The organism is Microbacterium sp. C23T, assembly GCF_053345975.1.
On the sequence record NZ_JBKFBD010000017.1, the window covers coordinates 92911 to 102900 of the forward strand.

General features: G+C 68.6%; 12 protein-coding genes. 10 read left to right on the plus strand and 2 right to left on the minus strand.

Translation table 11 applies throughout. The features are described 5' to 3' along the window. Positions 1-166: 166 nt before the first annotated feature. From atpB to ACLBXX_RS11560, 9 genes are all read left to right on the plus strand, one after another. The gene (gene atpB / locus ACLBXX_RS11520) at positions 167-958 is read left to right on the plus strand and encodes a F0F1 ATP synthase subunit A (protein ID WP_235560275.1); all 792 of its coding nucleotides are present in this window, start codon (positions 167-169) and stop codon (positions 956-958) included. Between the two features lie 62 nt (positions 959-1020). Further along, complete coding sequence (atpE, locus tag ACLBXX_RS11525) at positions 1021-1257, plus strand: ATP synthase F0 subunit C (protein WP_159845304.1); 237 nt, start codon at positions 1021-1023, stop codon at positions 1255-1257. Between the two features lie 29 nt (positions 1258-1286). Then, complete coding sequence (locus ACLBXX_RS11530; RefSeq protein WP_375872884.1) at positions 1287-1844, plus strand: F0F1 ATP synthase subunit B; 558 nt, start codon at positions 1287-1289, stop codon at positions 1842-1844. After that, positions 1844-2635, plus strand: a complete 792-nt coding sequence (locus ACLBXX_RS11535; protein ID WP_447658122.1) for a F0F1 ATP synthase subunit delta — start codon at positions 1844-1846, stop codon at positions 2633-2635. The genes ACLBXX_RS11530 and ACLBXX_RS11535 overlap by 1 nt, the downstream gene beginning before the upstream one ends. A 60-nt stretch (positions 2636-2695) precedes the next feature. Beyond that, positions 2696-4333: a F0F1 ATP synthase subunit alpha gene (gene atpA, locus ACLBXX_RS11540; protein WP_387146493.1), complete on the plus strand. Its 1638-nt coding sequence runs from the start codon at positions 2696-2698 to the stop codon at positions 4331-4333. 21 nt (positions 4334-4354) lie between these two features. Next, positions 4355-5251 (plus strand): F0F1 ATP synthase subunit gamma, encoded by an 897-nt coding sequence (locus ACLBXX_RS11545; RefSeq protein WP_375872882.1) that lies wholly within the window; start codon positions 4355-4357, stop codon positions 5249-5251. A gap of 39 nt (positions 5252-5290) precedes the next feature. Continuing rightward, positions 5291-6739: a F0F1 ATP synthase subunit beta gene (atpD, locus tag ACLBXX_RS11550; RefSeq protein WP_376010439.1), complete on the plus strand. Its 1449-nt coding sequence runs from the start codon at positions 5291-5293 to the stop codon at positions 6737-6739. 2 nt (positions 6740-6741) lie between these two features. After that, positions 6742-7002: a F0F1 ATP synthase subunit epsilon gene (locus ACLBXX_RS11555; RefSeq protein WP_045297537.1), complete on the plus strand. Its 261-nt coding sequence runs from the start codon at positions 6742-6744 to the stop codon at positions 7000-7002. A 91-nt stretch (positions 7003-7093) separates the two neighbouring features. Beyond that, a complete protein-coding gene (locus tag ACLBXX_RS11560) occupies positions 7094-7843 on the plus strand; it encodes a YaaA family protein (RefSeq protein ID WP_447658123.1) in 750 nt (249 codons plus the stop codon). A 4-nt stretch (positions 7844-7847) separates the two neighbouring features. Here the strand turns inward: ACLBXX_RS11560 and ACLBXX_RS11565 are convergent, their stop codons facing one another. Together ACLBXX_RS11565 and ACLBXX_RS11570 are read right to left on the minus strand one after the other, a co-directional pair. After that, positions 7848-8576, minus strand: coding sequence for a GNAT family N-acetyltransferase (locus tag ACLBXX_RS11565; protein WP_447658124.1), 729 nt, complete (start codon positions 8574-8576; stop codon positions 7848-7850). An 80-nt stretch (positions 8577-8656) separates the two neighbouring features. Further along, the gene (locus ACLBXX_RS11570; protein WP_387146504.1) at positions 8657-9109 is read right to left on the minus strand and encodes a DUF4282 domain-containing protein; all 453 of its coding nucleotides are present in this window, start codon (positions 9107-9109) and stop codon (positions 8657-8659) included. Between the two features lie 185 nt (positions 9110-9294). Here ACLBXX_RS11570 and ACLBXX_RS11575 point away from each other — a divergent pair. Continuing rightward, positions 9295-9990: hypothetical protein (locus ACLBXX_RS11575; RefSeq protein WP_447658125.1), on the plus strand; the 696-nt coding region annotated here is incomplete at its 3' end.

Below are 9990 nucleotides of genomic sequence, written 5' to 3' on the forward strand. Positions count from 1 at the left end.
CCACCCCTGCGCGGATTCAGCGAGCTCACAAGTTTGATAGGCTGAACGAGCGCCCGCCCACTCGCTCAGCGAGTACTTGCGGAGTGACGCTCACCGACCATCGTCGCAACGGTTCTTGACCGGTGCCCCGAAGCTGGAGCCAGCGCTGTCTATTCATGCTGCGACCCTGATCGCCCCCTTTGCCACGGATGAACCGCCCGTCTTCCACGGGCCCTCGATCGATGAGTTCTTCCCCGAGGTTCTCTTCAATCTGGCCGGTGTTCCGATCACCCGGATCCACCTCATCCAGTTCCTCGCCACGATCGCCGTCGTCGTGATCTTCTGGCTCGGCACGCGCCGTATGCGTGTCGTGCCGGGACGCTTCCAGAGCCTCGTCGAGATGGGACTGGACTTCGTCCGCGTCAACATCGGCGAAGACCTGCTCGGCAAGAAGGACGCCCAGCGCTTCCTGCCGATCCTCACGACGCTGTTCTTCATGATCCTGTTCATGAACATCACGGGCATCATCCCGTTCCTGAACATCGCCGGCACGAGCATCATCGCGGTGCCGCTGACGCTCGCCGTCGTGAGCTACGTCACGTTCATCTACGCCGGCATCAAGAAGAGCCCGAAGAACTTCTTCAAGAACTCGCTCTTCCCGTCGGGCGTGCCGTGGCCGATCTACATCATCGTCACGCCGATCGAGCTCATCTCGACGTTCATCATCCGGCCGGTCACGCTGACCCTCCGACTCCTGATGAACATGATGGTCGGCCACCTGCTGCTGGTGCTGTTCTTCGCGGCCACGCAGTTCTTCATCTTCGACATGGGCGGCTGGTGGTCGATCCTCGGCGCCGGCAGCCTCGCGTTCGGCTTCGTCTTCACCCTGTTCGAAATCCTGGTGGCAGTCCTCCAGGCCTACGTCTTCGCCCTTCTCACCGCGGTCTACATCCAGCTCGCGGTCGCCGAAGAGCACTGAAAGCGGGACGGCCCTGCCCTGAAACGACGCAGGGCCGCCCACAACCGAAAGGAAACACCCCCGTGGACGCAACTACGGTTCTCGCAGAGGTCTCCGGCTCCATCGCGACCGTCGGATACGGTCTCGCCGCCATCGGCCCGGCCATCGGCGTGGGCATCGTCGTCGGCAAGACGATCGAGGGCGTCGCCCGTCAGCCCGAGCTGGCCGGCCGCCTGCAGGTCCTCATGTGGATCGGTATCGCCTTCACCGAGGCGCTCGCCTTCATCGGCATCGCGACCGGCTTCATCTTCGGCTTCTGATCGCCCACACCCAGTCGTAAGGAGACAGGATGCTGCACGCTCTTGTCACGTACGCCGCGGAAGAGGGTGCGGAGGCGCACAACCCCCTCCTCCCCGCGTGGTACGACATCATCTGGTCGTCGGTGTGCTTCATCGTCATCCTCATCATCTTCTGGAAGGTCGCCCTTCCGCGGATGAAGAAGCTGCTCGACGAGCGCTCCGCTGCGATCGAAGGCAACATCGCCAAGGCCGACGAGGCCCAGCGCAAGGCCGAGGCCGCCCTCGAGGAGTACACGGCGCAGCTCGCCGATGCTCGCAAGGAGGCCGGTGAGATCCGCGACGCCGCCCGCGAGGACGGCAAGAAGATCGTCGCCGAGGCCAAGGAGACCGCTTCGGCGGAGGCTTCGCGCCTGACCACGACCGCGCACGCCCAGATCGAGGCGGAGCGCCAGACGGCACTCGTGTCGCTGCGCAGCGAGGTGGGCACGCTCGCCCTCGACCTCGCCGGCGGCGTGATCGGTGAGACGCTGTCCGACGACAAGAAGGCTCAGGCCGTCGTCGACCGCTTCCTCGCCGAGCTCGAAGAGTCCGAAGGGGCCAAGGCGTAATGGGCAGCGCGACCACTCAGGCCCTGGCGGCGACGACGGCGGCGCTCCGCGCCGCGTCGGGCGTCGACCTCGACGTGGCCGGCGAACTCTTCGCCGTCGCGCGCGCCGTGGGCGACTCGTCGCAGCTGAGCGGCGCGCTCGCCGACTCCGCCGCGTCGACCGAGGCCCGCCGCAAGGTCGTCGCCGACGTGTTCGGCAAGGCCGTCAAGCCTACGACGGCGTCGCTGCTGACGACCGCCGTCGCCCAGCGGTGGTCCTCGGCCGGCGATCTCATCGACGGCATCGAGGAGCTCGCCGTGCGCGCGGCCGCTGTCGCGGACGCGAAGGCCGACGTCGAAGCCGAGCTGTTCGCGTTCTCGCGGACGGTGGCCGACAACCCCGAGCTCGAGCTCGCGCTGGGAAGCCGCCTGGGTGACTCCGCTGCGAAGGGCGCGCTCGTCGAGAAGCTGCTCGCGGGCCGCGCGAGCGCAGGGGCGATGCTGATCGCGTCCTCCCTCATCCGCCAGCCGCGCGAACGGCGCGTGCGTCAGCTGCTGTCGCGCGCGACGCGTCTCGTGGCCGACCAGCGCAACCGCGCGGTCGCGACGGTCGTCGCGGCCGCACCGCTCAGCGCAGCGCAGAGCGAGCGCCTCACGGCCGCGCTGACCAAGCGCTACGGCACGCCGGTGTCGCTGAACACCATCGTCGACCCGACCGTCGTCGGCGGCGTGCGCGTGCAGATCGCGGACGACGTGATCGACGCGAGCGTGTCGTCGCGTCTGGCCGACCTCCGTCAGCGGCTCGCCGGCTGACACAGACTTCCCGCGCAAGCGGAGACTTCGGGGCCGCGGCCCCTTGAACGAAGGAAAACAATGGCAGATCTCTCTATCAGCCCTGATGTCATCCGTGACGCGCTGAAGGACTTCGTCGCCGCCTACGAGCCCACCGGGGCTGCGGCCACCGAGGTCGGCACGGTCGTCGACGCCGCTGACGGCATCGCCCACGTCGAGGGCCTTCCCGGTGTCATGGCGAACGAGCTCGTCACGTTCGCGGACGGCACGCAGGGCCTCGCGCTGAACCTGGACGAGCACGAGATCGGTGTGGTCGTCCTCGGCGACTTCGCCGGCATCGAAGCCGGCCAGCAGGTCACCCGCACCGGTGAGGTGCTCTCGGTGCCCGTCGGCGACGGCTACCTCGGCCGCGTGGTCGACCCGCTCGGCAACCCGATCGACGGCCTCGGCGAGATCGCCACCGTCGGCCGCCGTGCCCTCGAGCTGCAGGCGCCGGGCGTCATGCAGCGCAAGTCGGTGCACGAGCCGCTGCAGACCGGCATCAAGGCCATCGACGCGATGATCCCGGTCGGCCGCGGCCAGCGCCAGCTCATCATCGGCGACCGCCAGACCGGCAAGACCGCGATCGCCATCGACACGATCATCAACCAGCGCTCCAACTGGGAGTCGGGCGATGTCAACAAGCAGGTGCGCTGCATCTACGTCGCGATCGGCCAGAAGGGCTCCACGATCGCGGCCGTGAAGGGCGCTCTCGAGGACGCCGGCGCGCTGGAGTACACGACGATCGTCGCGGCTCCCGCCTCCGACCCCGCCGGCTTCAAGTACCTCGCGCCGTACACCGGCTCGGCCATCGGCCAGCACTGGATGTACGAGGGCAAGCACGTCCTGGTCATCTTCGACGACCTGTCGAAGCAGGCCGAGGCCTACCGCGCCGTGTCGCTGCTCCTCCGCCGCCCGCCGGGCCGTGAGGCCTACCCGGGTGACGTCTTCTACCTGCACTCGCGTCTGCTCGAACGCTGCGCGAAGCTGTCCGACGAGCTCGGCGCCGGCTCGATGACGGGTCTCCCGATCATCGAGACCAAGGCCAACGACGTCTCGGCGTACATCCCGACCAACGTGATCTCGATCACCGACGGCCAGATCTTCCTGCAGTCCGACCTGTTCAACGCCAACCAGCGCCCCGCTGTCGACGTCGGCATCTCGGTCTCGCGAGTCGGCGGTGACGCACAGGTCAAGTCGATCAAGAAGGTCTCCGGCACGCTCAAGCTCGAGCTCGCCCAGTACCGCTCGCTCGAGGCGTTCGCCATGTTCGCCTCGGACCTGGACGCCGCATCGCGTCGCCAGCTCGCCCGTGGCGCCCGTCTGACCGAACTGCTCAAGCAGCCGCAGTACTCGCCGTACCCGGTCGAGGAGCAGGTCGTCTCGGTCTGGGCCGGCACCAACGGCAAGCTCGACACGATCGAGGTCGAGGACGTGCTCTCGTTCGAGCGCGAGCTTCTGGACTACCTGCGTCGCAACACCACGATCCTCGACACGCTGCGCGACACGAACGTCCTCGACGACGACACCGTGGCGGAGCTGACGAAGAAGACCGACGAGTTCATCCTCGAGTTCCAGGCCGGCAAGGGCCAGTCGATCACGAAGCCCGGCCACGAAGAGGTCGCGGCGGCTCAGGCCGACGACGTGAACCAGGAGAAGATCGTCAAGGGCCGCCGCTAAGGCGGGCCTGGGCTAGCAGACATGGGCGCACAACTCCGGGTCTACAAGCAGAAGATCTCTTCTGCTCAGACGACCAAGAAGATCACGAAGGCGATGGAACTCATCGCGGCTTCGCGCATCCAGAAGGCGATGGCGCGTGTGCGCGCGTCGTCGCCCTTCGCGCGGGCCGTCAGCAGTGCCGTCTCCGCCGTGGCGACGCACTCCAACGTCGACCACCCGCTGACCGTCGAACGAGAGACGATCCGCCGCTCGGCGGTCGTGATCTTCTCGTCCGACCGCGGTCTCGCGGGCGCGTTCAACTCGCAGATCCTCCGTGAGGGGCTCGAGCTCGCGCAGCTGCTGCGCGAGGAGGGCCGGGAGCCGGTGTTCTACCTCGTCGGGCGCAAGGCCGTCGGGTACTTCCAGTTCCGTCGCATGGAGGCGGCCGCCGAGTGGACGGGTGACACCGACACGCCGCACTTCACGACCGCCGAGGAGATCGCGGCGACTCTGCTCGACGCGTACGACCGCGGCGGCGAGGAGAACGGCGTCGACGAGATCCACCTCGTCTACAACCGCTTCGTCAGCATGATGACGCAGACGCCCGAGACGGTGCGCCTGCTCCCGCTCGAGGTCGTCGAGGCCGAGGAGTCGTCCTCGGCAGCGGTGTACCCGCTGTACGAGTTCGAGCCGGACGCCGAGACCGTGCTCGACGCGCTTCTGCCGGTGTACATCCAGAGCCGCGTCTTCAACGCCCTCCTGCAGTCGTCGGCCGCGAAGCACGCCGCCACGCAGAAGGCGATGAAGTCCGCCAGCGACAACGCCGACAAGCTCATCACCGACTACACGCGCCTGCGCAACAACGCGCGCCAGGCTGAGATCACGCAGCAGATCGCCGAGATCGTCGGCGGCGCCGACGCTCTGTCCTCGGGCAAGTAACGCTCCTGCGCAGACAGACCACACGAAAGAGAAGAAGCCATGAGCCTCACCGCTGACAAGACCGAGACGGCGGTCGTCGGGCGCGTCGCCCGCGTCACCGGCCCCGTCGTCGACATCGAGTTCCCGCACGACTCGATCCCCGACATCTACAACGCGCTCAAGACGACGATCACCATCGACGGCGAGTCGGCCGAGATCACGCTCGAGGTCGCTCAGCACCTCGGTGACGACCTCGTCCGCGCCATCTCGCTGAAGCCGACCGACGGCATGGTCCGCGGCCAGGAGGTGCGCGACACCGGCGGGCCCATCACGGTCCCCGTCGGCGACGTCACCAAGGGCAAGGTGTTCAACGTCACGGGTGACGTCCTGAACGCCGCTCCGGGCGAGACCGTCGAGGTCACCGAGCGCTGGGGCATCCACCGCCAGGCGCCCTCGTTCGACCAGCTCGAGTCGAAGACCGAGATGTTCGAGACCGGCATCAAGTCGATCGACCTTCTCACCCCGTACGTGCAGGGTGGAAAGATCGGCCTCTTCGGCGGCGCCGGCGTCGGCAAGACGGTCCTCATCCAGGAGATGATCCAGCGCGTCGCGCAGGACCACGGTGGTGTGTCGGTGTTCGCCGGTGTCGGCGAGCGCACCCGTGAGGGCAACGACCTCATCGGCGAGATGGAGGAGGCGGGCGTCTTCGACAAGACCGCCCTCGTCTTCGGCCAGATGGACGAGCCGCCGGGGACGCGTCTGCGCGTGGCCCTCTCGGCCCTCACGATGGCGGAGTACTTCCGCGACGTGCAGAAGCAGGACGTTCTGCTCTTCATCGACAACATCTTCCGCTTCACGCAGGCCGGTTCCGAGGTCTCGACGCTGCTCGGCCGCATGCCTTCCGCGGTGGGCTACCAGCCGAACCTCGCCGACGAGATGGGCATCCTCCAGGAGCGCATCACCTCGACGCGCGGTCACTCGATCACGTCGCTCCAGGCGATCTACGTCCCCGCCGACGACTACACCGACCCGGCCCCGGCGACCACGTTCGCGCACCTCGACGCCACCACCGAGCTCTCGCGTGAGATCGCGTCGAAGGGTCTGTACCCGGCCATCGACCCGCTGACGTCGACGAGCCGCATCCTCGACCCGCGCTACATCGGTGAGGACCACTACCGCGTGGCCACCGCCGTGAAGCAGATCCTGCAGAAGAACAAGGAACTGCAGGAGATAATCGCGATCCTCGGTGTCGACGAGCTCTCGGAAGAGGACAAGATCGTCGTCGCCCGCGCGCGCCGCATCCAGCAGTTCCTCTCGCAGAACACCTACATGGCGAAGAAGTTCACCGGTGTCGAGGGTTCGACGGTCCCGATCAAGGAGACCATCGAGTCGTTCGACGCGATCGTCAAGGGCGAGTTCGACCACGTGGCCGAGCAGGCCTTCTTCAACGTCGGCGGCATCTCCGACGTCGAAGAGCAGTGGGCGCGTATCCAGAAGGAGAACGGCTGATCATGCCGCTCAAAGTGAGCCTCGTCTCCGCGGACGCGGAGGTCTGGTCGGGGGAGGCGTCGCTCGTCGTCGCCAAGACCGTCGAGGGCGAGATCGGCTTCATGACCGGTCACGAGCCGGTGCTCGCGATCCTCGCCGAGGGTCAGGTGCGCATCACCGAGACCTCCGGCACGAAGATCATCGCCAACGCGCAGGACGGGTTCCTGTCGATGGAAGGCGACGACCTCACGATCGTGGCCGGAAACGCCGCACTGATCTCCTGATCACCCATCATTCGCACTCGGCCGGTCCCCTCGGGGATCGGCCGAGTCGTTTCATCCGGCGACGTCGCCCCGAGCCCCGCCACCGAGAGCCATGCTGATCCTGCTCCCCCCGTCCGAGACGAAGCGCACCGGTGGCAAGCGCGCACCTCTGGATGCCGCAGGACTGGCACTGCCGGAGCTGGCACCGCAGCGCGACGCCGTCGTGGCGGCCCTGGTCGCACTCTCCGCCGATGAGGAGCACGCCGCACGCGTCCTCAAGCTCGGCCCCCAGCAGCGCGGCGAGGTCGCGGTCAACGCCGCGCTGCGCGAAGCCCCGACCATGGCTGCGATCGATCGCTACACCGGTGTCCTCTTCGACGCGCTGGATGCCGCATCCGTCTCCGCCGCCGGACGGCGCTGGCTGGGAGCCCATGTCCTCGTGCACTCGGCGCCGTTCGGGCCGGTGGGCGCGCTGGATCCGATCCCGGCGTATCGTCTCGGCGCGGCCACGTCGCTTCCCGGTGTGCCGCCGCTGCGGCGCCACTGGGGCGCCGACGTGACCGCCGCCCTCGCTGCCCTCGCCCCGCGGTTCGTGCTCGACCTCCGCTCCGAGGCCTACGTCGGCCTCGGCCCGGTGCCGGCCGGCGTCGCCTCCCGGTACGTGCGCGTCGTGAGCGAGGGGGCCGACGGCGCCGTGCGCGCCCTGAACCACTTCAACAAGCACGCGAAGGGCGCGCTCGTCCGCCGGCTCGCCGAGGACCGTCCACGGATCGGGTCTGCCGCGGGGTTCCTGACATGGGCGGATGCCGCGGGCCTCCGCGTACGCGAGACCGGAGCCGGCGAACTCGAGCTCTTCGCCTGAGCTGCTACGCGGTCGGCGTGCGCACCGCCGAGAAGCGATTGCGGCGGCGCAGCGCGAAGCCGAGCCGCTCGTACGCCGCGATGGCCCCGACGTTCGACGCCGCCGCGTGCAGAAGTGCGCGATCGCCGCGTTCCTGGATGTGGAACGCGACGTCGAGCACGAGGCGCGACGCGAGCCCCTGACGACGGTGGTCGGCGTCGACGGCGACGGCGCTGATCTCGGTCCAGCCCTCGGGGTGCAGGCGCTCGCCCGCCATCGCGACCAGGCGGCCGTCGCGGCGGATGCCGATGTACCGTCCGAGTTCGTAGGTGCGCGGCCGGAACGGACCGGGCTGGTTGCGCTCGACGATCGCGAGCATCTCGGGAACGTCGGCGGCGCCCAGCAGGACCGCCTCGGCGTACGGCTGCGGGCGCAGTGCGTCGGTCTCGACGAGCTGCACCCCCTCGCCCTGGCCGACGAACTCCCAGCCCTCCGGCACGTCCCCCTCGTAGCCCGACAGCCCGATCTCGGCACCGGGGCCGACGAGGTCGACGAGGGCCCGCCACACCTCCGGCTCGTCCCACGAGCGCACCGCGACGAACGGCGCGACGTCTTCCGGGTAGCGGCGCACGAGGTCGTCGCCGATCGCGAACGAGGCGTGCGGACCGGTGAGCGAGTGCCACGGGGCGTTGTCGAGCACAGTGGCGTCGGCGTGCGGGGCATCGAGGATGGGGGCGAGGGAGGCATCGGGCACCCGCCCACTCTGCGCCTGCGTCCCCGTCGCCGCAAATGCCCGGCGTCACCGCACGCAATACGTGCGAGGACGCCGCCCGGTCAGTGCTTGGTGTGCTCGGCCGTGCGTTCGGTGTTCTCGGCGATCGCGATGAGGGCGACGACCGCCTCGATGATGAACCTGAGCAGGATGATCGCGAGGAACGTCACCACCGGCACCACGATGATGGTCGCGACGAGCCCGGTGATCCCCGCGCCGACGTTGAGCCACATCAGCGAGATCGCGTTCATGATGCCGCCGACGAAGTACACGATGAAGCCGATGGCGATCGCGATCAGGCCGACGAAGTAGAACACGCTCGCCAGTCGCCGCGTGATGAAGGTGCGGAACGACAGGTCGAACAGCGCCGAGAAGAACCCTCGACCGACCTCGTTGACCTCGCCGCGGACCGTCGGAACGCCGGTGTCGTCAGGATCGGCCGCGCGCGCGGCGTCGGCTGCGGACTGCGGGGGCAGCGGCGGGGGAGTCGAAGCGGACGGAGTCTGGTCGGTCATGGCAGCCCTTCGGTCGGGAGTTCTGCTCAGGGTATCCACCGCCGCCTCACCGGGCCATCCCCTTGATATGGGCCGCCAATGCTGACAGGCAGCTGAGAGCCTCGCTAGCATGTGTCGAGCGGAGCAGGCGCTCCGTGGGCGCGCTGGGACGCGCCCCGAACCGACTCTCTCGGAGGTCGCTCCACATGGATTACAACGACGGCAGCGGGGCCGGGGCGCTCATCGCCTGGCTCGTGCTCGCTCCTTTCTTCTTCCTGCTCGCGATCGCCGGCTACGTCATCGGCTCGTGGTTCCTCATGAAGGTCTTCGACAAGGCCGGCGTGCAGGGCCGTTGGCGTGCGTGGGTGCCGGTCTACAACACCTTGATATTCGTCAAGCTCGGCGACCTCAACCCCTGGTGGCTGTTGATCCTCTGGGGCGGCACCGCCGTGCTCGGGTGGGTTCCGGTGCTCGGCACCCTCATCGGTCTCGCCACCTTCATCTACACGCTCCTCGCTGCCTGGCGCGTGGGCCTGAAGCTGCAGAAGGAGGCCGTCTGGCTCATCCTCTACTTCTTCCTCGCGATCGTGTGGCTCGGCATCAACGCGTTCGACCGCTCGCGCTGGAACACGGCGATCCCCGCCGCACCGTGGGCGGGCAACTTCCTCGCCGACAACACCGTGTGGTCGGGCATCCCCGCGCAGGCGCCGGCCGGCGGCTATCCCGCCAACCCGGCGACCGCTCCCGGGTACGGCGCCCCCACGGGCTACCAGCCGCCGGCGGGGTACACCCCGCCGCCCGCGCCTCCCGCCGGCTACACGCCGCCGCCCGCGCCCTCGGCCGCGCCCGCCGCTCCGGTGCCGCCGCCTGCCGCCCAGCCCCCGGCCGCCCAGCCGCCGGTC

Coding starts and splice junctions, on each gene's coding strand:
- ACLBXX_RS11535 (WP_447658122.1), top strand. CDS start 1,844: ATGGGCAGCGCGACCACTCAGGCCCTGGCGGCGACGACGGCGGCGCTC.
- atpD (WP_376010439.1), top strand. CDS start 5,291: ATGAGCCTCACCGCTGACAAGACCGAGACGGCGGTCGTCGGGCGCGTC.
- ACLBXX_RS11530 (WP_375872884.1), top strand. CDS start 1,287: ATGCTGCACGCTCTTGTCACGTACGCCGCGGAAGAGGGTGCGGAGGCG.
- ACLBXX_RS11555 (WP_045297537.1), top strand. CDS start 6,742: ATGCCGCTCAAAGTGAGCCTCGTCTCCGCGGACGCGGAGGTCTGGTCG.
- ACLBXX_RS11570 (WP_387146504.1), bottom strand. CDS start 9,109: ATGACCGACCAGACTCCGTCCGCTTCGACTCCCCCGCCGCTGCCCCCG.
- ACLBXX_RS11560 (WP_447658123.1), top strand. CDS start 7,094: ATGCTGATCCTGCTCCCCCCGTCCGAGACGAAGCGCACCGGTGGCAAG.
- atpA (WP_387146493.1), top strand. CDS start 2,696: ATGGCAGATCTCTCTATCAGCCCTGATGTCATCCGTGACGCGCTGAAG.
- ACLBXX_RS11545 (WP_375872882.1), top strand. CDS start 4,355: ATGGGCGCACAACTCCGGGTCTACAAGCAGAAGATCTCTTCTGCTCAG.